The following is a 25,500-nucleotide window of genomic DNA, read 5'->3' as shown; positions in this document are numbered from 1 at the left end:
GTCGGTGGTGAGTCCAATAGGCTTGAGGACCGTACCTATTTCGAGCGTCGCGCCTTTCCGCGATCCGCCGACCGCCAGCCGGATGGATGGAGTCAATCACTATGGCCGCTAAGTCAGAGGCAATGGACACCCTGGTCAGTCTTGCCAAGCGCCGGGGATTGGTCTACCCCTCGAGCGAGATCTACGGGGGTCTGCGCGCCTCGTGGGACTACGGCCCTCTGGGCGTGGAGCTGAAGAACAACGTCAAGCGCCAGTGGTGGCGCGCCATGGTCCAGGAGCGTGAGGACATCGTCGGCCTCGACTCCTGCGTCATCCTGGCCCGTGAGGTCTGGGAGGCGTCCGGCCACGTCGACGCCTTCGTCGACCCGCTCACCGAGTGCCAGTCCTGCCACAAGCGCTTCCGTGCCGACCACCTCACCGAGGCCTACGAGGCCAAGCACGGCAAGCCTCCGGCGAACGGACTGGCGGACCTCAACTGCCCTCACTGCGGCGCTAAGGGTGCGTTCACCGAGCCGCGGATGTTCAGCGGTCTGCTGCGCACCTACGTGGGACCGGTGCAGGACGAGAGCGGCCTGGCGTTCTTGCGCCCGGAGACCGCGCAGGGCATTTTCATCAACTACAAGAACGTCGAGCAGTCGTCGCGCCGGAAGATCCCGTTCGGAATCGCCCAGATCGGCAAGTCGTTCCGTAACGAGATCACCCCGGGCAACTTCATCTTCCGCACCCGCGAGTTCGAGCAGATGGAGGTGGAGTTCTTCGTCCGGCCGGGAACGGACGAGGAATGGCACCAGTACTGGATCGACACGCGGCTGCAGTGGTACATCGACCTGGGGATCAACAAGGACAACCTGCGGCTGTACGAGCACCCGAAGGAGAAGCTGTCCCACTACTCCAAGCGGACCGTGGATATCGAGTACCGGTTCAACTTCGCCGGGAGCGAGTGGGGCGAGCTGGAGGGCATCGCCAACCGCACTGACTACGACCTGTCCACGCACTCCAAGAGGTCGGGCACGGACTTGTCCTACTTCGACCAGGAGACCAACACACGGTTCATCCCTTACGTGATCGAGCCGTCGGCGGGTGTCGACCGGACGATGCTCACCTTCCTGCTCGACGCCTACACCGAGGACGAGGCGCCGAACGCCAAGGGCAAGATGGAGAAGCGCGTCGTCATGCGGCTGGACCCGCGGCTGGCCCCGGTCAAGGCGGCGGTGCTGCCGCTGTCGCGCAACGCGGACCTGTCGCCGAAGGCCCGGGACTTGGCCGCGAAGCTGCGCAAGCGGTGGAACGTGGAGTTCGACGACGCCGGGGCGATCGGCCGCCGCTACCGCCGCCAGGACGAGATCGGCACCCCGTTCTGCGTGACGATCGACTTCGACACGCTGGAAGACAACGCGGTGACGGTCCGCGAGCGCGACTCGATGACTCAGGAACGCATCTCGATCGACCAGGTCGAGCAGTACCTCGCGGAGCGGCTCGCCGGGTGCTGACCCGTACGGCGGCCCGTTGACGTTGCGGCCCTGGACCGTTTTGGTCTGGGGCCGCAGTGGTTACTGCGCCGGTGCGGCGGCGGTGACGACGGCGAACACCGCGATGTACTGGCAGGCGAAGGCCGCAATGGTCAGCACGTGGAAGATTTCGTGGAAGCCGAACCAGCGCGGGAACGGGTCGGGGCGTTTCAGCGCGTACACCAGAGCGCCGAGGCTGTAAAGGATTCCTCCGGTGAGGACGAGCAGCAGGGGGACGGCTGCCACGCCGCGGATCAGGTCGGGCAGGAACAGGACGGCGATCCACCCCAGGGCCACGTACAGCGTGGTGGACAGCCAGCGCGGGGCGTGGAGCCACACCAGGGTGAACAGGACTCCGGCCGCGGCGCATCCCCAGATCAGGGCTAGCATCGCGGTGCGCTGGGTCCCGTCGAGGACGAGCAGGACGAACGGCGTGTAGGTGCCGGCGATGATCAGGTAGATGTTGGCGTGGTCGAGGCGGCGGAGTGCAGCCGCGGTCCGGGGGGACCAGCGGCCGATGTGGTAGGCCGCTGAGGTGCTGAACAGCAAGACCGCGCTGAGGCCGTAGATTGCGCTGGCGAGCCGGGCCGCAGTGGTGGGCGCAAACCCGATGAGGATGATGCCTGCGATGAGGGCCAGGGGGGCGGTGCCTAAATGCAGCCAGCCGCGTAGGCGAGGCTTGGCCGAGTGCAGGAGGTGGGCGGCGGCCGCCTCGACCCGGGTGAGCGGGGTCGGGGAGGGGTGCGGGCGTTCTGCTGGGGGGCGGTTTTCCGGCTGTGCAGCCACGTTCTTCTGTGCCACCTCTCCTTCGTGGGCGCCGAGCGGCATTGCTTCTGGAGCGTAACTTACGCATTCGTAGGTTACTTGGCGGTAGCGATGTGGTGCTGGGCACATTTCCGGGCTGATGTCGGGCGGAGTGGACCAATTTTCTCCCCCTCGGTCGGGTGAGTGGTCTAAATCTCTTTTGATCTCGTGTTTTGCAGGTCGTTCCCTGGTGCTCCTCGCGGAAATAGTGCCCTGAACTGGGACAAAACGGATGGACCATTGGTTTATACCATTCGAATGCCTATGACCTGCGAAAACACTCAAATAAGGGGTGTGCTGAACAAAGTTGCTCGACAGGGTCGGGTAGAGTCGCGCCATCTTTTAGGCCGCCCAACCGTAGCAAGGAGTTCCCGTGCCCAAGTACGTGTACGACTTCACCGAGGGGAACAAGGACCTCAAGGATCTCCTCGGAGGCAAGGGTGCCAACCTCGCGGAGATGACCAACCTTGGCCTTCCCGTGCCGCCCGGGTTCACCATCACCACTGAGGCGTGCCGACACTACCTCGAGCACGGGACCATGCCCCCGGGGTTAGACGCCCAGATCGAAGAGAAGCTGGCCGCCCTTGAAGCGACCATGGGCAAGCGCCTCGGCCAGCCCGACAACCCGCTGCTGGTGAGCGTACGCTCGGGCGCCAAGTTCTCCATGCCCGGCATGATGGAGACCGTCCTCAACATCGGTCTCAACGACGAGTCGGTCAAAGGACTTGCCGCCCAGTCCGGCAACGAGCGGTTCGCCTGGGACTCCTACCGCCGCCTCATCCAGATGTTCGGCAAGACCGTACTGGGCATCGACGGCGACCTGTTCGAGGACGCCATCGACGACCTCAAGGCCCGCAAAGGCGTCACCAGCGACCTCGACCTAGACGCCGCCGACCTCGCCGGGCTCGTCGACACGTTCAAGACCATCGTCCGGGAAGCCACCGACGCGGAGTTCCCCACCGACCCGCGCGAACAGATGCGCCTGGCCATCGAAGCCGTCTTCAAGTCCTGGAACGCCCCCCGCGCCGTCCTCTACCGGCGCCAGGAGCGCATCCCCAGCGACCTGGGCACCGCGGTCAACATCTGCTCCATGGTCTTCGGCAACCTCGGCATGGACTCCGGCACCGGAGTGGCCTTCACCCGCGACCCCGCCACCGGCCAGCAGGGCGTCTACGGCGACTACCTGCAGAACGCGCAAGGTGAGGACGTCGTCGCGGGGATCCGCAACACCATCCCCCTCACCGAACTGGAGCGGATCGACCCCAAGAGCTACGCCGAACTGCTCGAGATCATGGAGAAACTCGAGCGGCACTACCGCGACCTGTGCGACATCGAGTTCACCATCGAGCGCGGCAAACTGTGGATGCTGCAGACCCGCGTGGGCAAGCGCACCGCTGCCGCAGCCTTCCGTATCGCCAACCAGCTCGTCGACCAGGGGCTCATCACCCTGGAAGAAGCGGTGAACCGGGTCAGCGGCGAGCAGCTCGCCCAGCTCATGTTCCCCCGCTTCGACGAGAAGGCCGAACGCGACCTGCTGGGCCGGGGCATGAACGCCTCCCCGGGCGCGGCCGTGGGGCGCGCGGTCTTCGACTCCGCCACCGCCGTCGCGTGGTCGCGCAACGGGGAGAAGGTCATCCTGTGCCGCCGGGAGACCAACCCCGACGACCTGGAAGGCATGCTCGCTGCCCAGGGCATCCTCACCAGCCGCGGCGGCAAGACCTCGCACGCCGCCGTCGTGGCCCGCGGCATGGGCAAGACCTGCGTCTGCGGTGCCGAAGAGCTCGACATCGACACCAAGAACCGCCAGTTGACCGCGCCGGACGGCCGGGTCATCAAGGAAGGCGACGTCATCTCCATCGACGGCACCACCGGTGAAGTGTTCCTCGGCGAAGTCCCCGTCGTGGCCTCCCCGATCGTGCGCTACTTCGAAGGCGAGCTCGACCCCTCCTCGGCGGAAGCCGACGACCTGGTCCGCGCCGTCGACCGGATCATGCGGTACGCCGACGCCAAGCGCCGCATGGCTGTGCGTGCCAACGCCGACACCCCCGAGGACGCGGCCCGCGCCCGGCGCATGGGCGCCCAGGGGATCGGCCTGTGCCGCACCGAGCACATGTTCCTCGGTGACCGCCGCGCCCTGGTGGAACGGCTGATCCTCGCCGACACCGACCAGGAGCGGGACGAGGCTCTCGCCGCCCTCCTGCCGCTGCAGCGCGAGGACTTCACCGGCATCTTCGAGGCGATGGACGACCTGCCCGTCACCGTGCGGCTGCTCGACCCGCCGCTGCACGAGTTCCTGCCCGACATCACTGAACTGTCGGTGCGTGTGGCCGTAGCGGAGGCACGCGGTGAGAAGAACGAAGGGGACCTGCGGCTGCTCCAGGCCGTCCACCGGCTGCACGAGCAGAACCCGATGCTGGGCCTGCGCGGGGTCCGCCTCGGCCTCGTCGTACCGGGACTGTTCACCATGCAGGTACGGGCGATCGCCGAGGCTGCGGCCGCACGGATCAAGCAGGGCGGCCGTCCGCGCCCCGAGATCATGATCCCGCTGGTCGGCACCGTCCAGGAGCTGGAGATCATCCGCGAGGAGTCGGTGCAGGTCATCCGCGAGGTCGCCGCCGAGCACGGGGTGGAGCTCGACATCCCGATCGGCACCATGATCGAGCTGCCCCGCGCCGCGCTCACTGCCGGGCAGATCGCGGAGAGCGCCGAGTTCTTCTCCTTCGGCACCAACGACCTCACCCAGACCACCTGGGGCTTCTCCCGCGACGACGTGGAAGCCTCCTTCTTCTCCACCTACCTGGAGAAGGGAGTGTTCGGCGTCTCCCCGTTCGAGTCGCTGGACGTCGACGGGGTGGGACGGCTGGTCCGCATCGCCGCGGAGGAAGGCCGCGCCACTCGCCCCGGCCTCAAGCTCGGGGTCTGCGGTGAGCACGGCGGCGACCCAGCCTCGGTGCACTTCTTCCACGAGGTGGGCCTGGACTACGTCTCCTGCTCGCCGTTCCGCGTCCCCGTCGCCCGCCTCGAAGCGGGACGGGCCGCGCTCCGCTAACCTGCGCCAACACCGATAAGCACGGTGGTCCCCGCCTTGCGACCCTGCTCCGAGGCGGGGACTTCATATATGACGAATACAAGACATTTGGGTGTTTCGGCTGTGACCTTCTCGTAGCATTGTCCCCGGGAAGCGGCCGTACCGGACAGGAATCCGGTGCCGCGCTCTCCCGACCAGGGTGCCGTCAGACCGCACACGCGGACGCGCCAGGGGTACTCCGGCCCACCGTCCGCAGGCCTGCACAGCACCGTTGGCACGGCCCGGGGTGCGGTACCGCACAACCGTGCTCGATCGGCTAGGGGGTGTGAAGGTGCGCACGACCGGTGACGGGCCTGAGAAGGCGGGCCACCACGGGGCCGACGAGGAGGCCACCCGGGTCTTCACACGGCTCTCCACCTTCGAGCCGGACGCCCGCGACCTCCGGGACGACGCGGACCACCCCGGCGACGACCACGCGCGGACGTTCCGCCGGATCAGTGGGGGAGCCGAAGCGGCCGCGCCGCCCGAGCCCGCGCCTACGCGCACGTTTACGCGGGACACCCTTTCCTTACCAGGCCGCGACGGGCCCCCTGACGAGCCTGACCGCCTCGAGGACCCCCGGACCCTGCGGCGCCCCGCCCGCACCCGCCGCCCGCGCAGCATCGGGCGGATAGTGCGGCGCACTGTGGCGCTGCTGGTGCTCACCGTGATCCTGCTGCCGTGCGCGACCTGGGCTTGGGTGTGGTACACCGCGCGGCAGGACGAACGCCCGCCCTCCGATGCGATCGTCGTGCTGGGCGCCAGCCAGTACAATGGCCGCCCTTCTCCGGTCTTCGAGGCCCGCCTCCGCCACGCCGCCCACCTGTACGAGGAAGGGGTGGCGCCCACCGTGGTCACCGTGGGCGGCAACCAGCCGGGCGACAACTTCACCGAGGGCGGCAGCGGTGCCCGCTGGCTGGTCGAACAGGGCGTGCCTGCAGACAGCGTCATCCCGATCGGCAAGGGCAGCGACACGTTGGAGAGCCTGGAGCTCGTGGCCCAGGTCTTCGAAGAGCGAGGCTGGCGCACCGCGGTCATCGTCAGCGACCCGTGGCATTCCCTGCGCTCCCGGGAGATCGCCGAAGATTTCGGGATCGAAGCCGCCACGTCCCCGGCCCGCTCCGGACCGGCTGTCCTCGAACGGGAAACCCAACTGTGGTACATCACCCGCGAGACCGCGTCGCTGTGGCACTACTGGATTTTCGGGGAGAGCGCCGCGGTCCGCGTCGACGCCCTGTGACCCCGACACCCCGGCATACCGCGGGAATCCCGGACTTCCTGCGCTAACGCTCCTAAAGTAGGGCGGAGAACACCAGCGCAGTGTTGTGGGGTGCCCATGGCTGGTAACCCGGGGGACGGCTACCGCGACCACGACCGGCAGCGGTGGGCTGCGGAGCCGCCGAAACGCCGGTCCCGCAGCGACTTCGCCCGCGACCGGGCCCGCGTGCTGCACAGTTTCGCGCTGCGCCGACTCGCCGCGAAAACCCAGGTGGCCCAGCCAGGGGTCAGCGACTTCCCCCGGACCCGGCTCACCCATTCGCTGGAGTGCGCCCAGATCGGGCGGGAGCTCAGCGGCACGCTCGGCTGCGACCCGGACCTGGTGGAAGCCGCCTGCCTCGCCCACGACCTGGGGCATCCGCCGTTCGGGCACAACGGGGAAGCCGCGCTGGACCGGGCCGCGCGCCCGTGCGGCGGATTTGAGAGCAACGCGCAGAGCCTCCGGCTGCTCACCCGCCTGGAAGGGAAGGTCTTCACCCCCGAGGGGCGGAGTGCCGGACTCAACCTGACCCGGGCGACGCTGGACGCCACCCTCAAATACCCCTGGCGGCGCGGGGAAGCCGGCGAGACCGCCAAGTTCAACGTCTATGCCGAGGACAGCGACGTGTTCGCGTGGATCCGCCAGGGGGCGGTGGGGCGGCGCACCTGTCTCGAAGCGCAGGTCATGGACTGGGCTGACGACGTGGCCTACTCGGTCCACGACTTGGAGGACGGACTGTACACGGGGCAGCTCTCCTTGGCCGCGCTCCACAGCCCCGCCGAGCGGAGCGAGGTGTGCCGGACCGCAGCCGCGCACTACTCCGACGCTGAGCCAGCGGAACTGGAGGAGGTGTTCGCCCGCCTGATGGCGCAGGAGTGCTGGCCGCGGTCGCTCAGCGGCGACCTGCCGTCGCTGGCGGCGTTGAAGAACCTCACCAGCGAGCTGATCGGACGGTTCTGCCGGGCCGCGGAGCGGGCCACGCTGGAGAAGTACGGTTCGGCACCGCTGACCCGCTACGCCGCGGAACTGGTGGTGCCCCGTGAGCAGCGCATGGAGTGCGCCCTGCTCAAAGCAGTGACCGCGCACTACGTGTTCCTGGTAGACGAAGAGGACCGCTATGCGCGGGAGCGGCAGGTGGTCACGGAGCTCGTCGAGGCGGTTGCCGCGGGCGCGCCCGCCACGTTGGAGCCGCAATTTCAGGCAGACTACGCGGCAGCCCAGGACGATGCCGCCGCGCTGCGCGTGGTGATCGACCAGGTGGCGTCGCTCACCGACCTTTCTGCCCTCTCCTGGCACGCTCGCCTCTGCTGACCGCGGCTGCGCTGCGGCCGCTAAGCCCCGCCCCAGAAATCTGTCATTGCAACCTTGCCCGAAGCAGCGACTGTGGGCGGGAGCCCTGCATGGCCCGCGCCCACAGCAGGGCTTCCACCCCCATCCCACCCGAGCCCGGCCGCAACGAATACCCTGGCTTCCGTGGCCGGTCGAATCAAAGATGAAGACGTCGCACTGGTACGGGAGCGTTCCCCTATCGCCGACGTGGTCGGCGAATACCTCCAGCTGCGCAACGCCGGCGGCGGCTCCCTCAAAGGCCTGTGCCCTTTCCACGACGAGAAGACCCCCTCGTTCAACGTCACCCCCGCACGCAACCTCTGGTACTGCTTCGGCTGCGGGGAAGGCGGCGACGTCATCTCCTTCATCCAGAAGATCGAACACCTGAGCTTCGTCGAAGCCGTCGAGCACCTGGCGCGGGCAGCGGGCATCCAGCTCCGCTACGAGCAGGGCGGCTACGTCCCCCGCAACGAGCAGGGGCAGCGCCAGCGGCTGGTCGACGCCCACCGGGTCGCCGCCGAGTTCTACGCCGAGCAGCTGCTGAGCCCGGAAGCGCAGGCGGGCCGCCGCTTCCTCGTCGAACGCGGCTTCACCCGGGCCGATGCGGAGCACTTCGGCGTGGGATACGCTCCCGCCTCCTGGAATGCGCTCCTGTCCCATCTGCGTGCCAAAGGTTTCACCGACCAGGAGATCGTGCTCGCCGGACTGGCCAGCCAGGGGCGGCGCGGCCCCTACGACCGGTTCCGCGGCCGCCTCGTCTGGCCGGTGCGGGACCTCAGCGGGGACGTCGTCGGCTTCGGGGCGCGCAAACTCGACCCCGAGGACACCGGGCCCAAATACCTCAACACCCCGGAAACCCCGCTGTTTAAGAAGTCCAGCCTCCTCTACGGGCTGGACTTGGCCAAGAAAGAGATCGCGCGCCAGCGCCAGGCCGTGATCGTGGAAGGCTACACCGACGTGATGGCCTGCCACCTGGCTGGCGTCACCACGGCGGTCGCCACCTGCGGCACCTCGTTCGGAGAAGAGCACCTCAAGATCCTGCGGCGCCTCCTGCTGGGCCGCTCCGAGTTCGGCGGCGAAGTCATCTTCACCTTCGACGGCGACCAGGCAGGGCGCAACGCGGCCCTGCGCGCCTTCGCTGAAGAGCACGGATTCGCCTCAGAGACGTTCGTCGCCGTGCAACCCGACGGGCTCGACCCCTGCGACCTGCGGGTCCAACGGGGCGATGCGGCGGTCCGCGACCTGATCGCCGCGAAGCAGCCCTTGTACGAGTTCATGATCCGCAGCAAGTTCGAGGGCTACAACCTGGACACCCCGGAGGGGCGGCTGGCTGCCTTGGACGCGGCCGCGCCGATCGTGGCGAGCATCCGCAACGCCGGGGTGCGCCGCCTCTACGGGGTCAGCCTGGACCGCTGGCTGGGCATCATGGACGAAGAATTCGTCCACCGGCGGATCCAGGAGCACATGCGCCGGGCCCGCGGCCGCCGGGTCCCGCCCAAACCGGCCACTGCCGCACCCGCGCCCCGCTACGACCTGCGCGACCCCGTGGTGCAGCGGGAGCGTCTCGCCCTCAAACTCGCGGTGCAACACCCCCTGCTCTGCTCCGGTTTCGACCACCTGGACGCTGACATGTTCACCGTGGAGCAGCACCGCGACGTGTTTCACCTCATCCAGAAAGCGGGCGGCACCCAGTCCGTCCAGGACCCGGCGCTCTGGGCCGGACAGTTGCGGGAGACGGCCCGTAACGAAGCGCAGCGGACTTTCCTCACCCAATTGGCGGTGGAGCCGATCGAGATTTACGGGGAACTCGACGAGTACCGCGCCCAAGAGATCATCAGCACAATCAGAATTCATTCCATCAACCGACAGATCACAAACCTCAAATCTCGCCTGTCCCGGCTCGACCCGGTCGCGGACGCCGAGGAATACCAGCGGATTTTCACCGAACTCATGACCGCTGAACAGCAGAAACGTATGATGCGAGAGCGTTTTGGGGGAGCTATGTGACATAAAGGTGACAAAATTCAATCCCTCTACTCCGGGAAAACGCAGGCACACTATAAGAGTGGTTTTTCCGGTGTCACCTAAGAGGGCGTCGTCGATGCGAGATACGGCGGCTGAGATCGTGGAAAGGAGAACGCCCGCTGGCCCCGCGGCCGCGGTGGAACGCAGTGGCGGTCCTCCTGTCGAGGCGGTCGGGGGAGAACCGGAGTACGTGGACCGCGACGATTTCGCGGAGCACCCCGAAACCCGCACCTCCTCGGGCGACATCGTCCACGCCTATCTGCGAGAAATCGGCCGAGTCCCCCTGCTCACGGCTGAAGAAGAAGTCGAACTCGCCAAAGCCATCGAAATCGGCCTCTACGCCGAGCAGAAACTGCGCGCCGCACGCACCGGTCCGGTCCCCGCACAGTACTCCCCTGAATGGTTTGAGGACCTCAACGAGCTCGTCCGCGAAGGAAAACTCGCCAAACGCCGCCTGATCGAATCTAACCTGCGCCTGGTGGTGTCGGTCGCCAAGCGCTACCTGGGCCGCGGTCTGGCCCTGCTCGACCTGATCCAGGAGGGCAACCTGGGGCTCATCCGCGCGGTGGAGAAGTTCGACTACACCCGCGGATACAAGTTCTCCACCTACGCCACCTGGTGGATCCGGCAGGCGATCACCCGCGCCATCGCGGACCAGGCCCGCACCATCCGGGTCCCCGTGCACATGGTGGAGAGCATCAACCGGCTGGCCCGCACCCGCCGCCGCCTGCACCAGGAGCTCGGCCGAGAACCGACCTTGCACGAGCTCTCCCGCGAACTCAACGTCGACCACGACCGGGTCGTGGAAATCCACCGCGTCTCCCAGGAGCCCATTTCCCTGCACACGCCGATCGGCGAGGAAGACTCCGCGTTCGGCGACTTCATCGAGGACACGGACGCAGTCCCGCCGGTGGAGGCCGCGGCGTTCGTCATGCTCCAGGACCAGTTGGCTCAGGTCCTGGGCGGGCTTTCAGAACGGGAGCAGCGGGTGATCACGCTCCGTTTCGGGTTGGAGGACGGAAAACCGCACACTCTTGAAGAGGTGGGACGGAAGTTCGGCGTGACCCGGGAACGCATCCGGCAGATCGAGTCCAAGACGCTCGCGAAACTCCGGCAGCCCTCCCGAGCGCGCATCCTCCGCGACTACCTGGGATAAGCGGTGGGAAGAAACAGGTAATGCGCCGCGACTAATAGTGGTATGTCGCGGACATTCCGTCACGGGGCGGGATACGTTGAAACCATGGCGGGTCGACACCGGATTCTTCCAGCACGGCGCCGTACCTTTGCACCCACCTGGGTCGTGCTGCTGGTCGCGGCCGGCGTGGTGGCCCTGTGCGGCGGGGTCGTCGTGCTCCTCGGCCCGCGCCTGGGGAACTGGTGGACCAGGCCCACGGCGGAGCGGATCGCCTACTTCGCTGACTGGAATACCGCCAACCGCGGCTACACGATCAAAGACGTGGACGAGAGCGGGGCTGCCGCACTCCTGGACCGGCTGATCTGGGCGTTCGGGGATGTGAGCGAAGACGGGCTGTGCCACATCCCCGCTGAGGCGGACCAGCCGTGGCAGATCTTCCAGCGCCGCTACGAGGCCGCGGAAAGCGTGGACGGCCAAGCCGACACCTACGAGCAGCCGCTCGCCGGGAGCCTCAACCAGTTGCGCAAACTCCAGCAGAAGTACCCGGACTTGCGCGCCAGCATCTCGCTGGGGGGATGGAACTGGTCCACGTACTTTTCCGAGGCGGTGCGGACTCAGGAGTCCCGGGAGCGTTTCGTCGCCTCCTGCATCGACCTGTGGCTGCGCGGCAACCTGCCCCGCCTCGAGGGGGAGCCGCAGGGAGGCGAAGGGGTCGCCGCAGGGATTTTCGACGGTATCGACCTCGACTGGGAGTGGCCGGGCGGCAACGGCCATCCCGACAACGTCGAGCACCCCGACGACAAGCGGAATTTCACCCTCGTCGTGCAGGAGTTCCGCGCCCAGTTGGACGCCTTGGAACGCGAGACCGGGCGGGAGTACACCCTGTCGGCGTCCCTGAGCCACGACCCGAAGATCATGCGGGACAGCTACGAGCCTGAGGTCTTCGACTACCTGGACTTCGCTACCGTCCAGGGCTACGACTTCACCGGGTCGTGGCGGGACATCACCGGCCACCACGCGCAGTTGTACGCGCCTGACCAGGATCCCGACCAGCCCAGCGTCGACCGGGCAGTCCGCCAGTACCTCGACTACGGGCTGCCCGCCGAGAAGCTCGTGCTCGGCATCCCCGGCTACGGTCGCGGCTGGCGCGGGGTGCCGCCGGGGCCCAACGGCGACGGGTGGCTGGTCGAAGCGGAACAGCCGGCGGAAGGCGGCTACGGGGAGGCGACACACGCCTACGAAACACTGGAGCAGCATCCCGGGGAGCGTTTCTTCGACCGCGAGACCGGGGCCGCGTGGATCTACGACGGCGACGAGTGGTGGTCCTACGACACCCCGGAAGTGGTGCGCCGCAAAGGCGCCTACGCCGTCCGCCACGGCCTGCGCGGCCTGGTGCTGTGGAACCTGGACATGGATCCGGAAGGGGAGCTGGTCGCCGCGATGGCGGAGTCGCTGCGCTGAACCCGCTTGGAGCTAGCGGCGCACGAACCGCTGCACCCCCGATCCGGCCCGCCACAGTTCGATGACGAGTTCGTCGCCGTCCACCGAGGTCAGCACGGCGTCGTGGAGGTCCAGCCGGAACAGGTGGAACGGCCCGGGCGGTACCCCGTGCTGGCGGAACGCGGCGATCTCTTCCGGGTCGGTCACCTCGATGGCGCGCCCGGACAGTTTGGCGTCGCCCGCGGCCATGGAGCCGTCGCCGGGGTTGGCGTGCAGGGCGAACCGGCCGTCCCGTTGCAGGTCGCGGGCTTTGACCGCGCCGGGCATGGAGCCCAGCATGAGGTCGGGGCCGTGGAACACCACTTCGGTACCGCTCACCCGGGGAGACCCGTCTTTGCGGAGGGTGGCGAGGACGTGGTGCCGGTGGGCGGTGAAGCGGGCGCGCACCGCGGCGGCGAGGCGCGGGGCTTCTGCGGCGAAGGATTCCCAAGTGGCCATGGATCTCCCTTCGGGAGCGGGGTTACACGCCGGTCTGCTCGCGGAGCCGGGCCAGGGCGCGCTGGGTGCGCTGGCGGATCTCGGGGGATTCCGGGTCCACGCCCTCGTCGTAGCGGAGCTGCCAGGTGATGTCGGTGCTCCCGGGGGCGCGTCGCGCAATGAACCGGACCCCGGGAGCGCCTTCGACGTCAGACAGCAACGGCACGTGGCGGGAGACCACGATGGTGGCGGTGACTCGTTCGTAGACGGCTTGGGCGAGGCGGCCCGGCCGGGGCAGGGGGATGACCTCTTCGGGTTCGTCTTCGGTGGTGAGCACCAGGCCGGTGTCGTCCCAGCGGGCCTGGTCGATGCGCTCCCACGGGATGCGCCGCCCCTCCGGCAGGTGCAGGGCGGCCGTGGTGGCGACGACCGCTGTCCCGTTCTCGGTCCACGCGTGGGCGATGATCCGCTCCCCGGGAGCGAGGTCGAGTCGGGCACGGATCTCGGAGGGCAGAGCGTGTCGGCGGAGCCAGCGCAGCATGGTCCTACCGTAGTCCGTGCCCGACGGTCAGCACACGGAGGCGCCTAGTCGCGTGCCGCGGTGCCGGAGGCGGCTTCGATCCGGTCGAGCTCGGCCTCCTCTTCCGGGGTAGGGCTGGCCAGGAAGTCGCGCACGGAGGTGACCGGGAGTTTCTCGGAGAGTTTGTCGTAGACGGTCTTGCTGGCGTCGGTCACCTGGGACCGCACCCGGTCGGCTGTCTCTCGCACCGTGGGGTTCTCGACGAGGCTGCGGGCCGCGCGGGCGATCTGCTCGTACCGTTCCCGTCCGGCTTTGGCGCCGAGGATGTAGCCGATAGCGAACCCGGCGATAAAGACGATCCGATAGCGCATGCGGTCCTCCCGAGACGATGAATTCGTGCCGTGATCCACGCTACCCGCAGTGGTTGCCGCAGGACAGGAGGCGACATTCGGGGCGGGGGAACTGCGGGGGAGGAAAATCTGTCACGAGCACTCTCCAGAGTGCGCTACGCTAGTGGTGTCACTGCGGGGAACACGAACCCCACAGCAACGCAATCCCGCGTAGCTCAATTGGCAGAGCAGCCGGCTGTTAACCGGCAGGTTATTGGTTCGAGTCCAATCGCGGGAGCAACGACAGTGAGGACGCGGTCCCGCGTCAGCGGTGGATAGCGTCATCTCCTGCAAGTTCCGCACGTCGAGGCTCTTGCCCTGAGGCGAGAGCCTTTATCGTGACTGCTGGTTCCCGATTCGGCCTTCGCGTGGGCGGGCACACTGGCGTGCCGCCGCGGGAATCCGGGCATCGGTTGCCGCTTTATCTCCGGCAGTGGGTCTCCAGCAGTGATTCCCGGTGGCAGGGGCCCGTGGCCTTGAGGACGCAGCCCAGGCACCGGGGAGCGCTGTAGCTGGGTGACCGCTCTGTCTTTCGCATTCTCTCGGGGAGTCGAGCGCTTTCTTCTGCGGGCTGTTCCCAGGTCCGGAGCCGGCGCTTTCCCGGGGAAGGGCGGCGTGCCGAGTCCGAGAGGCCCGCGGGACTCCGCGAGTCGAGCCCGGGGCTTGTGTCTCCGGGTGGGGCCAGCGCGGGGCAGGAGGCGGCGCGGCACTGGTGCACGACCGCTGGCCTTTTCTCGCTGCAGAACCGGTGGGACAGGGACCGACGGAGTGCGCTGCCGTGTCCCTGCTGCGAGCGGCTTCTGCTACCACGGGCGATCCCCTCAACGCAAGTGGCAGGAGTCACTTTCGTTCTTCTTGATTTGAAGAATTTTTCATGTTCATACATTCTTGATCCCGACATACCTCCCCACATCCCCTCAAAAGTGAAAAGAGAATCAAACGTGCCGGTACCGCTCTACCAGGCCAAGGCGGAGTTCTTCCGCACGCTTGGCCATCCGGTTCGGATCCGGGTGCTGGAGCTGCTGCAGGAGGGGCCCCGCCCGGTCCACGAACTCCTTGCCGACATCGGTGTTGAAGCGTCCAACCTTTCCCAGCAGTTGGCGGTGCTGCGCCGCACCGGTCTGGTGGTCTCCCACCGCGAAGGCAACGTCGTGCGCTACGAGCTGAGCGCCCCACAGGTCGGCGACCTGCTGCGCGCCGCGCGCACCATCCTCACCAGCATGCTGGTCGACCAGGGGGAACTGCTGGCCGAGCTCCGCGAAGCAGAACGGGAGGGGCAGCGGTGAACCTTCCCGTCCTCTCCCGGGACAGCGCCCTGCGCCCTGTCCTCGACCGTTTCCGCGTGATGATTCCGGCCCGCGCCGACCTCGCCCGGATGCGGCACGCACCGGGACGCAACCTGCTGGCCGGGGTGACCGTCGCCGTGGTTGCCCTGCCGCTCGCCCTGGGCTTCGGGATCTCCTCCGGGCTCGGAGCTCAGGCCGGGCTGGTCACCGCGATCGTCGCGGGTGCCCTCGCCGCGTTCTTCGGCGGCTCCAACCTGCAAGTCTCCGGCCCCACCGGGGCGATGACGGTGGTGCTGGTGCCCATCGTCGCCCAGCACGGACCCTCCGGAGTCCTCACCGTCGGGCTGATGGCGGGCCTCATGCTTGTCCTGCTGGCCCTGCTCCGCGCCGGCCGCTACGTCCGCTACATTCCCGCCTCCGTGGTGGAAGGCTTCACCATCGGCATCGCCGCGGTGATCGCCCTGCAGCAGGTGCCCGCTGCCCTGGGCGTGCCCGTTCCGGAAGGCGACAGGGTGCTCGTCGTGGCGTGGCAGGCGGTCCTCGACTTCGCGGCCCACCCGGAGTGGACCGCGGTCGCGATCGCCCTCGGCGTGGTCGTGGTGATGCTCGTCGGTGCCCGCTGGCGGCCCACAGTGCCGTTCTCCCTGATGGCTGTCGTGCTCGCCACGGTCCTCGTGGAAGTCACCCCGCTGCACGCGGAACGGATCGGGGACCTGCCCGCGGGCCTGCCCGCCCCCTCCCTTGGTTTTCTCGACCTCTCCCAGGTGGGCACACTCGTGGCCCCGGCCGCGGCGGTGGCGGCCCTGGCCGCGTTGGAGTCGCTGCTGTCGGCCACCGTCGCCGACGGGATGAGCGTCAACCAGCGCCACGACCCCGACCGGGAACTGTTCGGCCAGGGCGTGGCGAACATCGCCGCCCCCCTCTTCGGCGGGGTCCCCGCCACCGCGGCAATCGCCCGCACCGCAGTGAACGTGCGCTCCGGGGCGAGCTCGCGGCTGGCAGCGATCACCCACGCCCTCGTCCTCGCCGGAATCGTCTACCTGGCCGCGCCCCTCGTGGAGCGGATCCCGCTGGCGGCCCTGGCTGGAGTGCTGCTGGCCACAGCGGTGCGCATGGTCGAAGTGGGCTCGGTGCGCGCCATGGTCCGCGCCACCCGCTCCGACGGGGTCGTGCTGGTGCTCACCGCGGTCGTCACCCTCACCGTCGACCTCGTGGTCGCGGTGCTGGTCGGCATGCTCGTCGCCGGTGCGCTCGCCCTGGCGTCGCTGGCCCGCAACGCCAGCCTCGACCAGGAGGAGCTGGCCCGGCACCTGCCCCCGGGCGACCACACGGAAGAGGAGCGGGCCCTCCTGGCCAAGCACATCGTCGCCTACCGGATCGACGGTCCGCTGTTCTTCGCCGCCGCCCACCGGTTCCTGCTGGAACTCAGCGAGGTGGCCGACGTGCGGGTCGTCATCCTCCGCATGGCCCGGGTCAGCACGATCGACGCCACCGGGGCCCAGGTTCTCGGGGATGCCGTGGACCGGCTCCAAGCCCGCGGCATCACCGTCATGATGTCCGGTCTGCGCCCGGGACAGTTGCGTCCGCTGGAGTCCCTGGGCACCCTCCCCCGGCTGCGGGAGGCAGGCTGCGTCTTCGAGACCACCCCCGAAGCGATCCAAGCCGCCCTGACCATGCTCCACCACGCCGGGGTGATCCCCTCCTCACTGCGGTCCGCGGAGGCCGCACCGCAGGGCGCCGCGGTGCTGTCCTCGCCGGGACACCAGGCCCCCGCCCCGGGGAAGGCCTGACCGCCGGAGACCCAGGCGTTCAAGCGGGGCCCGAGCGGCACGCGCCGCTTCGGGCCCCGCGGTGTGCACCCCGTGCTTCAGGCAGCAGCGGACGACCGGCCGAAGTGGTCGAGGAGCAGTTCGTTGACGAAGGTCGCCTGCTCCCACGACGCCAGGTGGGCGGCGTCCGGGATGACCTCCATGCGGGCGTTGGGGATGCGCGACGCGATGAGCTCGGCGTGCTCCGGCGGGGAGGTGGGATCCAGTTTGCCCGCCACGACCAGGGTGGGCGCGGTGATCGAAGGCAGCCCCGGAAGCAGGTCCATGGTCTGGATGGCGTTGCAGCAGCCCACGTACCCCTCGTCGGGGGTGTTCGCGATCATGTCGATGAACAGGGACACCGTCTCAGGGTCGCGTTCCGCATAGGCGGGGGTGAACCAGCGGGATACCACGGTCGGCGCGATCGCGGCCGTGCCTTGAGTGCGCACTGTCCGGATGCGCTCCTCCCACGCTTCCGGCGTGCCGGGGGGTGTCGCCGACGTGCACAGCAGGGCCAGGCGGTCGATCCGTTCCGGGGCGTTCGCGGCCAGCCACATGCCGGTCATCCCGCCGATGGACAGGCCCGCGAAGTGGGCGCGCTCCACTTTCAGCCGGTCGAGGAGCCGCAGCACGTCAGAGCCGAGGTCCGCCATGGTGTAGGGCGCGGGGGGAACCGGGGAGGAGCCGTGGCCGCGGAGGTCGTAGCGGACGACGCGGAACTGTCCGGTGAGTCCCGCCATCTGCGGATCCCACATGTCGAGGCGGCTGCCCAGCGAACCGCTGAGCACGACGACGGGCCCGTCTTCGGGACCGTCCACGGTGTAGTGCACATCAACACTCATAGCCTTGACCTTTCTGTGCGGAACGGGTGTTCCTGGTGAGCGAGCCGGAAGGTCCCGCAGGGTCGAATATGGCGGTTGCCGCAGCGGGAAGGGACTGGCCGGGCATGGGAAACCTGTGGCCTTCCCCGCTCTTCCAACCCTTGGGGGATACCCGGGCAGGCCACCGTGCACAACCCCGACAGTGGGAAAGCGGACTGCTGTCTCGGATCCGGCAGGCGGGCGGGGAGACCAGGCTGCGGGGAGGCCCGCTGCTGTGCGGAGCGGCCGGGCCCGTCCCGGTCGACGGGCATGCGGGCCGCCGCGCGCCACGAAGACCGGGAAGTGGGACATGATCGGCCTGCGGTGCCCCGCGGGCGCGGGTCGGGTCCGCCGTGGACGACGAACGGCGGGCCGCGGGGCACCGGGCGCAAGCCGCGCCACCACGACGACTACCCCCACGGAGCGGTCATGCCCGTGATGCCGGTCACAGTGCAGGCCCGGGGTGGTTGGCTGGTGCCGCTCCGCTCACGCACACTCTCATGGGCGCTCTCCTCCTGGCTGGGGCGGAAACAGTGCGGAGACTGCTCCGCCTACGGCACACATCCCCGGGAGGCCCCGGGGCGCGGGCGGTCTCGGCCCGTGCGCTGGCACGGCGCCGCCCTGCTCGCTCCGCCGCTACCCACGAGGAGCGCGGAGGGGACATGCCCGGGGCAGCATTCCGGAGAGTGCGGCGCGCCCGTGCCGAACGTGCCCGGTGGCGCTTAGCGGTGCAGCACTACGGCGAGGCCCTGGCCCACGCCGATGCAGATCGCGGCCAGCCCCCACCCGCCGCCGCGGCGGTGCAGTTCGTGGGCGAGCGTGCCGACGATCCGGGCACCGGACGCGCCCAGGGGGTGGCCGATGGCGATGGCGCCGCCGTTGGGGTTGACGATCTCCGGGTCCAGGTCCGGCCAGAGTTTCAGGCAGGCCAGGGACTGGGCGGCGAACGCTTCGTTGAGTTCCACCACCGACAGGTCGTCCCAGCCGATCCCGGCGCGGCGCAGCGCGATCTCGGCTGCCTGGACCGGGCCGATTCCGAAGACGTCGGGGTCGACTGCGGCGACCCCGCGGCTGACAATCCGGGCCAGCGGCTCGCGGCCGACCCGTTCAGCTGCTGCCGCGTCCCCGATGAGGAGCGCGGCCGCCCCGTCGTTGAGCGGGGAGGCGTTGCCCGCGGTGATCGTGCCGTCGGGGCGGAACGCGGGTTTGAGCGCGGCCAGTTTCTCCGCGGACGTCTCCCGGATGCTCTCGTCCCGTTCCAGTTCCGCGCCGGGGATTTGGGTGATCTCCGCGTCGAACACTCCTTCCGCCCAGGCGCGGGCTGCGCGCTCGTGACTGCGGAGCGCGAAAGCGTCCTGTTCGGCGCGGCTGATGCCGTACGTGGCGGCGACCTGCTCGGTGCTCTCTCCCAGGGAGACGGTCCACTGCTCCGGCATGGCCGGGTTGACCATCCGCCACCCCAGCGTGGTGGAGTACAGGGTTTCGTGGCCGGTGGGGAAGCCCTGAGCGGGTTTGGGGAGCACCCAGGGTGCCCGGCTCATCGACTCCACACCCCCGGCCACCGCCAGGGAGGCGTCGCCCACGGCGATCGCGCGGTTGGCGGCGATCACGGATTCCATGCCGGAACCGCACAACCGGTTCAAGGTCACGCCCGGCACCGAGGTGGGCCAGCCCGCGAGCAGCGCGGCCATGCGGGCCACGTTGCGGTTGTCCTCCCCAGCCCCGTTCGCGTCGCCGAAGAAGACGTCGTCGACCGCGGCGGGGTCCAGCCCGGGGGAGCGTTCCGCGAGCGCGCGCAGGACGTGCGCGGCCAGGTCGTCGGGGCGGATCCCGGACAGTGCGCCACCGTACCGTCCGAAGGGGGTACGTACCGCGTCGAGGATGTACACGTCGGTCATGGGCACTCCTGATGTACCGGCAACGAAAAACCACCAGTAACATACCGTCCGGTCAGTTTGTGGCGTGGGGTGAGTGGCTCCTCACCCCGGACAGGTGATCCAGGCTGCCGGTCCCGTGCCGTTATCCGCCCAGTCCACGGTGACGGCACGGGACCCCGCGGCCCGCAGCAGACGGGGGCACCCCCGCGGCCTGTGCCGCATTGCGCACCGTCCCCGCTAGCCTGGGCGGCATGTCAGGCGAACGCCCCCGGGTCATCCTCAGTTGCGCCATGTCGGTGGACGGCTATATCGACGACGCCTCCCCTGAGCGGCTGCGGCTCTCCACCGAAGCCGACTTCGATGAAGTCGATGAACTCCGCGCCTCCTGCGACGCGATTCTCGTCGGCGCCGGCACGATCCGCGCCGACAATCCGCGGCTGCTCGTGCGCTCCCCTGAACGGCAGCAGCGCCGCCTCGCCGCAGGACACCCCGCCCACCTGCGCAAAGTCGTGCTGAGCACCAGCGGGGACCTGGACCCCGCGGCGCGGGTCTTCACCACCGGCGACGCCGGCTGCCTGCTCTACGTTGCCGACCACGCAGCAGAAGCCGCCCGCCACCGGTTCGCCGGAACCGCGGGCGTGGAGGTCGTGGCCGCCGGAGCCCCCGACCTCGACCGCGTCCTTGCCGACCTGGCCCGCCGCGGCGTGCGCCGACTCCTCGTGGAAGGCGGCGGAGCCGTCCACACCGCCTTCCTCACCCGCAACCTCGCCGACGAACTGCGGCTGGCCATCGCCCCCTTCTTCGTCGGCGACGCCCGCGCACCCCGGTTCGTCCACCCCGCCGTATTCCCGCACCGCCCCGGCCAGCCCATGCGGCTGGTTTCTGCCCGGAACGTGGCCGGAATGGCGGTCCTCCACTACGTCCTGCGGGAGGAGCAGTGACCACACCCACCGAACGTGATCTGCGCCTGCTGCGCACCGCTGTCGACCTGTCCCGCTCCTGCCCGCCGTCGTCCACCGCGTTCTCCGTCGGCGCGCTGATCGTCGCCGCCGACGGCACCGTCCTCGCCGACGGCTACTCCCGCCGGGACGACCCCCACGACCACGCCGAAGAAGTGGCGCTGCGCGCGGTCGCCGCCGAGGATCCGCGCCTCGCCGCAGCCACCCTCTACAGTTCGCTGGAACCGTGCAGCACCCGGGCCTCCCGGCCCCGGTCGTGCACCAGCCTCATCCTGGACACGCCGATCCCCCGCATCGTGTTCGCCTGGCGGGAGCCCGAACTGTTCGTGGACTGCCGCGGCGCCGAACTGTTGCGCGCCGCGGGCCGGGAAGTCGTCGAAGTCCCCGAACTCGCGCCGCTGGTGCGGCAGGTCAACGCCCACCTGCTCCGCCGCGCATGACCGGGCACGGCCGTGCCCGGTGGGCGCTGCCGCGGTCTTAGAAGGAGTCCTTGCGGTCCACTGCGACCACGTGCACCACTGCGCGTCCTTCCTCGTCGGACGCGGTCAAGTCCACGTGCGCGGTGATCCCCCAGTCGTGGTGGCCTTCCGGGTCGTCGAAGATCTGCCGGACCTCCCAGTGGTCCTCGTGCTCGGTGATGAGCAGCAGGTGCGGGCCGCGCGCGTCCGGACCGGTCCCCAACGTCTCGTGCTCGGCGTAGTAGGCCTCCATCGCCTCTTCCCACGCCTCGGCGTCCCAGCCGTCTTCGCCGTCCAGTTCGCCCAGCTCCGCGTAGCGGCGGAGCGCTGCCAGCTCCACCCGGCGGAACATCTCGTTGCGCACCAGCACGCGGAAGGCGCGCTGGTTGGCGGTGACCGGCTTGGGCTTGGTCTCCACGGGGGCGTCCGTGTCCTGCTCCTGGCTCGGATTGGTGAGCTGCTCCCACTCGTCCAGCAGGCTGGAGTCGACCTGGCGCACCATTTCGCCCAGCCATTCGATCAGGTCCCGCAGCTCTTCTGTCTTGATGTCCTCGGGGACGGTCTGCGTCAGCGCCTTGTACGCGCTGGCGAGGTAGCGCAGGACCAGGCCTTCCGAACGGGCCAGCTCGTAGTAGCCGATGTAGTCGGTGAAGGTCATCGCGCGCTCGTACATGTCGCGCACCACCGACTTGACCTGCAGCGGATGGTCGCCCACCCACGGGTGGCCGCGCCGATAGGTCTCGTAGGCGTGCTCCAGCAGGTCCTCGAGCGGCTTGGGGTAGGTGACCTCCTCCAGCCGCGCCATCCGCTCCTCGTAGTCGAGCCCTTCGGCCTTCAGCCGCTGCAGCTCCTCGCTGCGCGCCTTGTTGAGCTGGGCGGCGAGGATCTGCCGGGGGTCGTCGAGGGTGGACTCGACTACGCTCACCACGTCCAGCGCGTAGTGGGGCGAATCCCGGTCCAGCAGTTCGAACGCGGCCAGCGCGAACGGGGACAGCGGCTGGTTGAGCGCGAAGTCGGGCTGCAGGTCGACGGTGAGCCGCGCGGTGCGGCCCTCCTCGTCCGGCTCTTCCAGCCGTTCTACGATCCCCGCGTCCAACAGGGACCGGTAGATCGCGATCGCTTCGCGGATGTGGCGGCGTTGCTTCTTGGGGTCGTCGTGGTTGTCGGTGAGCAGACGGCGCATGGCCGCGAAGCAGTCGCCGGGGCGCGCGATCACGCTGAGCAGCATCGCGTGCGAGACCTTGAACTGGGAGACGAGCGGCTCGGGCTGGGCGTTGATGAGCTTCTCGAAGACGGCCTCGTCCCAGCCGACGAACCCTTCCGGCGGCTTCTTGCGGACCACCTTGCGCCGCTTCTTCGGGTCGTTGCCCGCCTTAGCGAGGGCACGCTCGTTCTCCACCACGTGTTCGGGGGCCTGCACCACCACGTTGCCGACCGTGTCGAATCCGGCGCGGCCCGCGCGGCCCGCGATCTGGTGGAATTCGCGGGCGGTGAGCCGGCGGACCCGGGAACCGTCGTACTTGGACAGTGCGGTGAACAGGACGGTACGGATCGGCACGTTGACGCCCACGCCCAGCGTGTCGGTGCCGCAGATGACTTTGAGCAGGCCCCGCTGGGCGAGCCGCTCCACCAGCCTGCGGTACTTGGGCAGCATGCCCGCGTGGTGCACGCCGATTCCGTGCCGGACGTAGCGGGACAGGTTGCGGCCGAACCGGGTGGTGAACCGGAAGTTGCCGATCTCCTTGGCGATGGCGGCCTTCTCCGCTTTGGAGCACATGTTGATGCTCGTCAGCGACTGGGCGCGCTCCACCGCCGCGGCCTGCGTGAAGTGCACGATGTAGACGGGCGCCTGCTGGGATTCCAGCAGTTCTTCCAGCGTTTCGTGCAGCGGTGTGGTCCGGTACGAGTAGTACAGCGGCACCGGCCGTTCCGCGGAGGCGACGACGGTCGTGTCGCGTCCGGTGCGGCGGGTCAAGTCTTCTTCGAACCGGCTGACGTCCCCCAGGGTCGCCGACATGAGCAGGAACTGGGCCTGCGGCAGTTCCAGCAGCGGCACCTGCCAGGCCCACCCCCGGTCGGGGTCGGCGTAGAAGTGGAACTCGTCCATGATGACCGTGCCGATGTCGGCGTCGGCGCCGTCGCGCAGGGCGATGTTGGCGAGCACTTCAGCGGTGCAGCACACGATCGGCGCATCAGAGTTGACGCTGGCGTCGCCGGTCATCATGCCGACGTTCTCGGTGCCGAAGATTTCGCACAGGTCGAAGAACTTCTCCGAGACCAGGGCTTTGATGGGGGCGGTGTAGAAGCTGCATTCGTCGCGGGCCAGGGCAGCGAAGATCGCTCCGGTGGCCACCAGGCTCTTCCCGGAACCGGTGGGAGTGTTGAGGATCACATTGGATCCCGACACCACTTCGATGAGGGCTTCCTCCTGGTGGGGATAGAGGGTGAGCCCCCGTTCCTCAGCCCAGGACGCGAAGGCGTCGAACAGGGTGTCGGGATCAGCGGTGCCGTCAGGGAGATGATCGATGAGGCTCACACTTCCATACTGCCTGCTTTCCGCACCTGATCGTTCCGTATCGGCGGGGGAGTCCGGGAAAGAGGCGGGAATACCGCCGAGCGCCTTCGCTGGAGCGACAAGGGGGTGGGCCATCCAGGGGAAGGGACAGGCGGGGAGCAGCGTTGTCCCAGGTGAATCCGGGCTGTCGGGGTGTGTCCTGCGGGGCGCTAGGGCGGGTGCTGTCCCCCGTAGGGGAGACCGTGGGGAGACCCGTCGGACCGGAGGGGACGGGCCGTCGAGGACCGGTGCTTGAGCAGAGCGTCGGACGCGGCCGGGGCGGCAAGTCGGTTTTTTCCTGCCCGCAGCGCAAGGCACCCCCTGATAGAATCGCGGACATCCTGGCCGATCTGTCATCGGTTGGATGTGCGGAGCCCGCCTTCCCCGGGCCCGGTGTCTCGCGCGGGCCGGTAGCTCAGCTGGTCAGAGCAGGGGACTCATAATCCCTGGGTCGCGGGTTCAAGTCCCGCCCGGCCTACCCGTCTTTTCCGGCGGGATGCCCGCAAAACGTTCTTTTCTCGCACCCACCGATTCGTGTCACCGCTGCTTCCGGTGCTTTTCTGTGTCTTCGGCTGGGGCGTACCTGTCTGCGCACGGTAGCAGAGGAGCAGACGCTGGTGCTTAGGCGGGGCAGGGGCGCGGTCCCTGCCGTGGCCTCGGATGCGGTCAGCCGTCGCCGACGTGGCGAAGGACGCCGGAGCGGTCCAGGGCGTACCGGCAGCGGCCGCCGCCGCGGACCGGCAGGGTGATCCCTTCGCTGAGCCGCTCCACCGAGAGGGCGGACAGGTCGATGTGCTCCCCGTCGAGCGGCCCGCCGTACAGCTCTACTTTCTGCTGGCCGCGGCTGAACCGCGGCAGGTGGCGGGGGAGCAGGGTCAGGCCGAAGCCGAGGACCAGGACGAGGCCGGCGGCGACGGCCCACCACAGGTGGCCGAAGTACACCCAGCCGTACATGAGGCTGGGGACCGCGAGGAAGATGCCGAAGACCACCCCTTTGGGGATCGGTGTGGGGGCGGTGACGGTGTTGGGACGTCGGTGTGCCATGTTCTCGCCTCCCATTGGGCCCCTACCCGGCAGGGCGAAGGACCCAGCCAACTAAGGACTTAGTGCCCAAATCGTTAGTGCACTAATTGATAGCGTGGATGTTATCCCGGGGGTGGACAGCGCAGACACCGGGTGGGCCGAAAGGAAGAGACCGGGGAGAGGGGATGGCGGGCTTAAGACTCGGCGTCAGTCAGATCGGCGCTCGTGGCGGCCGCATTGAGGCGGGAGAGCACGGCGTTGAGGTGGCGGAGTTCTTCCGGGTCCATGCCCAGCAGGCGCATCATCCGCTCCGGGATGTCCCGGGCCTTCTCCTGCATCTCGCGGCCGGCGGGCGTGAGTGTCACCATGAGCCGCCGTTCGTCGTCCGGGTTGCGCTCCCGGCGCACCAGCCCCGCTGCTTCCAGGCGTTTGAGCAGCGGGGAGAGGGTTGCGGAGTCCAGTTCCAGCAGGGTGGCCAGCTCCTTGACCGACACGGGGGCGTACTGCCACAGCGCGAGCATCACCAGGTACTGCGGATGGGTCAGGCCCAGGGGGGCCAGCACCGGACGGTAGAGCGCGACCACGTTGCGCGCCGCGATGGTCAGCGCAAAACAGACCTGGTTCTCCAGGGCGAGCGGATCGCCGAGGCTGGAATCGCTGCTGTTCACAATCCTCACCCCCACTGAGGGCCTCCCCAGACCCTGTGTAGCATCCTACAAGTAA

General features: G+C 68.7%; 20 protein-coding genes and 2 tRNA genes. 13 read left to right on the top strand and 9 right to left on the bottom strand.

Annotation, left to right across the window (positions count from 1 at the left end; genetic code table 11):
* The first annotated feature begins 101 nt into the window (after positions 1–101).
* Positions 102–1,490, top strand: a complete 1,389-nt coding sequence (locus tag TF1_RS03370) for a glycine--tRNA ligase (protein ID WP_174522677.1) — start codon at positions 102–104, stop codon at positions 1,488–1,490.
* A 60-nt stretch (positions 1,491–1,550) separates the two neighbouring features.
* Here the strand turns inward: TF1_RS03370 and trhA are convergent, their stop codons facing one another.
* Complete coding sequence (trhA, locus tag TF1_RS03365) at positions 1,551–2,336, bottom strand: PAQR family membrane homeostasis protein TrhA (protein WP_016188381.1); 786 nt, start codon at positions 2,334–2,336, stop codon at positions 1,551–1,553.
* Positions 2,337–2,685: 349 nt separating this feature from the next.
* Between trhA and ppdK the strand changes: the two genes are divergently transcribed.
* The 6 genes from ppdK (at position 2,686) to TF1_RS03335 (ending at position 12,587) form a co-directional block, all read left to right on the top strand.
* On the top strand, positions 2,686–5,361 hold the full coding sequence (gene ppdK / locus TF1_RS03360; RefSeq protein WP_011291310.1) for a pyruvate, phosphate dikinase: 2,676 nt from the start codon (positions 2,686–2,688) through the stop codon (positions 5,359–5,361).
* A 304-nt stretch (positions 5,362–5,665) separates the two neighbouring features.
* Positions 5,666–6,619, top strand: a complete 954-nt coding sequence (locus tag TF1_RS03355; RefSeq protein WP_016188382.1) for a YdcF family protein — start codon at positions 5,666–5,668, stop codon at positions 6,617–6,619.
* A 96-nt stretch (positions 6,620–6,715) separates the two neighbouring features.
* Positions 6,716–7,948 carry a deoxyguanosinetriphosphate triphosphohydrolase gene (locus TF1_RS03350; protein WP_011291312.1) on the top strand — a complete coding sequence of 411 codons (1,233 nt, stop codon included), beginning with the start codon at positions 6,716–6,718 and terminating at the stop codon, positions 7,946–7,948.
* Between the two features lie 162 nt (positions 7,949–8,110).
* Positions 8,111–9,973, top strand: coding sequence for a DNA primase (gene dnaG / locus TF1_RS03345; RefSeq protein ID WP_016188384.1), 1,863 nt, complete (start codon positions 8,111–8,113; stop codon positions 9,971–9,973).
* 94 nt (positions 9,974–10,067) lie between these two features.
* The gene (gene rpoD / locus TF1_RS03340; RefSeq protein WP_081430395.1) at positions 10,068–11,147 is read left to right on the top strand and encodes an RNA polymerase sigma factor RpoD; all 1,080 of its coding nucleotides are present in this window, start codon (positions 10,068–10,070) and stop codon (positions 11,145–11,147) included.
* Positions 11,148–11,231: 84 nt separating this feature from the next.
* Entirely contained in the window at positions 11,232–12,587 is a 1,356-nt protein-coding gene (locus tag TF1_RS03335) for a glycoside hydrolase family 18 protein (RefSeq protein ID WP_011291315.1), read from the top strand.
* A gap of 12 nt (positions 12,588–12,599) precedes the next feature.
* On the opposite strand, the gene TF1_RS03330 is transcribed toward TF1_RS03335, so the two are convergent.
* From TF1_RS03330 to TF1_RS03320, 3 genes are read right to left on the bottom strand one after another with little or no spacing between them, the layout of a single operon-like run.
* A complete protein-coding gene (locus tag TF1_RS03330) occupies positions 12,600–13,064 on the bottom strand; it encodes a pyridoxamine 5'-phosphate oxidase family protein (RefSeq protein ID WP_011291316.1) in 465 nt (154 codons plus the stop codon).
* A 22-nt stretch (positions 13,065–13,086) separates the two neighbouring features.
* Positions 13,087–13,584: a hypothetical protein gene (locus TF1_RS03325; protein WP_011291317.1), complete on the bottom strand. Its 498-nt coding sequence runs from the start codon at positions 13,582–13,584 to the stop codon at positions 13,087–13,089.
* Positions 13,585–13,628: 44 nt separating this feature from the next.
* The gene (locus TF1_RS03320) at positions 13,629–13,934 is read right to left on the bottom strand and encodes a hypothetical protein (protein WP_011291318.1); all 306 of its coding nucleotides are present in this window, start codon (positions 13,932–13,934) and stop codon (positions 13,629–13,631) included.
* 183 nt (positions 13,935–14,117) lie between these two features.
* Here TF1_RS03320 and TF1_RS03315 point away from each other — a divergent pair.
* The 3 genes from TF1_RS03315 (at position 14,118) to TF1_RS03305 (ending at position 17,028) form a co-directional block, all read left to right on the top strand.
* Positions 14,118–14,190, top strand: a tRNA-Asn gene (locus TF1_RS03315).
* Positions 14,191–14,893: 703 nt separating this feature from the next.
* Positions 14,894–15,238: an ArsR/SmtB family transcription factor gene (locus TF1_RS03310; protein WP_011291319.1), complete on the top strand. Its 345-nt coding sequence runs from the start codon at positions 14,894–14,896 to the stop codon at positions 15,236–15,238.
* A complete protein-coding gene (locus TF1_RS03305) occupies positions 15,235–17,028 on the top strand; it encodes a SulP family inorganic anion transporter (protein WP_011291320.1) in 1,794 nt (597 codons plus the stop codon). Before TF1_RS03310 ends, TF1_RS03305 begins: the two co-directional genes overlap by 4 nt.
* A 77-nt stretch (positions 17,029–17,105) precedes the next feature.
* Here the strand turns inward: TF1_RS03305 and pcaD are convergent, their stop codons facing one another.
* Positions 17,106–17,888: a 3-oxoadipate enol-lactonase gene (gene pcaD, locus TF1_RS03300; RefSeq protein WP_011291321.1), complete on the bottom strand. Its 783-nt coding sequence runs from the start codon at positions 17,886–17,888 to the stop codon at positions 17,106–17,108.
* Positions 17,889–18,628: 740 nt separating this feature from the next.
* On the bottom strand, positions 18,629–19,804 hold the full coding sequence (locus tag TF1_RS03295) for a thiolase family protein (protein ID WP_011291322.1): 1,176 nt from the start codon (positions 19,802–19,804) through the stop codon (positions 18,629–18,631).
* Positions 19,805–20,034: 230 nt separating this feature from the next.
* Here TF1_RS03295 and TF1_RS03290 point away from each other — a divergent pair, with 230 nt between their 5' ends.
* Together TF1_RS03290 and TF1_RS03285 are read left to right on the top strand one after the other, a co-directional pair.
* Positions 20,035–20,724, top strand: a complete 690-nt coding sequence (locus tag TF1_RS03290; protein WP_038043428.1) for a RibD family protein — start codon at positions 20,035–20,037, stop codon at positions 20,722–20,724.
* Entirely contained in the window at positions 20,721–21,182 is a 462-nt protein-coding gene (locus tag TF1_RS03285) for a cytidine/deoxycytidylate deaminase family protein (RefSeq protein WP_011291324.1), read from the top strand. Before TF1_RS03290 ends, TF1_RS03285 begins: the two co-directional genes overlap by 4 nt.
* Positions 21,183–21,219: 37 nt before the next feature.
* Here the strand turns inward: TF1_RS03285 and TF1_RS03280 are convergent, their stop codons facing one another.
* Positions 21,220–23,736 (bottom strand): DEAD/DEAH box helicase, encoded by a 2,517-nt coding sequence (locus tag TF1_RS03280; RefSeq protein WP_011291325.1) that lies wholly within the window; start codon positions 23,734–23,736, stop codon positions 21,220–21,222.
* 422 nt (positions 23,737–24,158) lie between these two features.
* Here TF1_RS03280 and TF1_RS03275 point away from each other — a divergent pair.
* Positions 24,159–24,232: transfer RNA gene (locus tag TF1_RS03275), tRNA-Ile, on the top strand.
* A gap of 188 nt (positions 24,233–24,420) precedes the next feature.
* Here the strand turns inward: TF1_RS03275 and TF1_RS03270 are convergent.
* Together TF1_RS03270 and TF1_RS03265 are read right to left on the bottom strand one after the other, a co-directional pair.
* Complete coding sequence (locus TF1_RS03270) at positions 24,421–24,798, bottom strand: hypothetical protein (protein WP_011291326.1); 378 nt, start codon at positions 24,796–24,798, stop codon at positions 24,421–24,423.
* A 173-nt stretch (positions 24,799–24,971) separates the two neighbouring features.
* Positions 24,972–25,445 (bottom strand): MarR family winged helix-turn-helix transcriptional regulator, encoded by a 474-nt coding sequence (locus tag TF1_RS03265; RefSeq protein WP_016188390.1) that lies wholly within the window; start codon positions 25,443–25,445, stop codon positions 24,972–24,974.
* Between the last annotated feature and the right edge of the window lie 55 nt (positions 25,446–25,500).

Origin of the sequence: Thermobifida fusca NBRC 14071 = JCM 3263, from assembly GCF_001592045.1 — a bacterium.
Classification (GTDB): domain Bacteria; phylum Actinomycetota; class Actinomycetes; order Streptosporangiales; family Streptosporangiaceae; genus Thermobifida; species Thermobifida fusca.
The sequence above is the reverse complement of the archived record's forward strand: the minus strand, read 5'-3'. Positions and strand labels throughout refer to the sequence as shown.

What these genes read in the sequence shown, in the direction of transcription:
- TF1_RS03370 (WP_174522677.1), top strand. Translation starts at nt 102, where the DNA reads ATGGCCGCTAAGTCAGAGGCAATGGACACCCTGGTCAGTCTTGCCAAG.
- trhA (WP_016188381.1), bottom strand. Translation starts at nt 2,336, where the DNA reads ATGCCGCTCGGCGCCCACGAAGGAGAGGTGGCACAGAAGAACGTGGCT.
- TF1_RS03350 (WP_011291312.1), top strand. Translation starts at nt 6,716, where the DNA reads ATGGCTGGTAACCCGGGGGACGGCTACCGCGACCACGACCGGCAGCGG.
- rpoD (WP_081430395.1), top strand. Translation starts at nt 10,068, where the DNA reads ATGCGAGATACGGCGGCTGAGATCGTGGAAAGGAGAACGCCCGCTGGC.
- TF1_RS03335 (WP_011291315.1), top strand. Translation starts at nt 11,232, where the DNA reads ATGGCGGGTCGACACCGGATTCTTCCAGCACGGCGCCGTACCTTTGCA.
- TF1_RS03330 (WP_011291316.1), bottom strand. Translation starts at nt 13,064, where the DNA reads ATGGCCACTTGGGAATCCTTCGCCGCAGAAGCCCCGCGCCTCGCCGCC.
- TF1_RS03325 (WP_011291317.1), bottom strand. Translation starts at nt 13,584, where the DNA reads ATGCTGCGCTGGCTCCGCCGACACGCTCTGCCCTCCGAGATCCGTGCC.
- TF1_RS03320 (WP_011291318.1), bottom strand. Translation starts at nt 13,934, where the DNA reads ATGCGCTATCGGATCGTCTTTATCGCCGGGTTCGCTATCGGCTACATC.
- pcaD (WP_011291321.1), bottom strand. Translation starts at nt 17,888, where the DNA reads ATGAGTGTTGATGTGCACTACACCGTGGACGGTCCCGAAGACGGGCCC.
- TF1_RS03295 (WP_011291322.1), bottom strand. Translation starts at nt 19,804, where the DNA reads ATGACCGACGTGTACATCCTCGACGCGGTACGTACCCCCTTCGGACGG.
- TF1_RS03290 (WP_038043428.1), top strand. Translation starts at nt 20,035, where the DNA reads ATGTCAGGCGAACGCCCCCGGGTCATCCTCAGTTGCGCCATGTCGGTG.
- TF1_RS03270 (WP_011291326.1), bottom strand. Translation starts at nt 24,798, where the DNA reads ATGGCACACCGACGTCCCAACACCGTCACCGCCCCCACACCGATCCCC.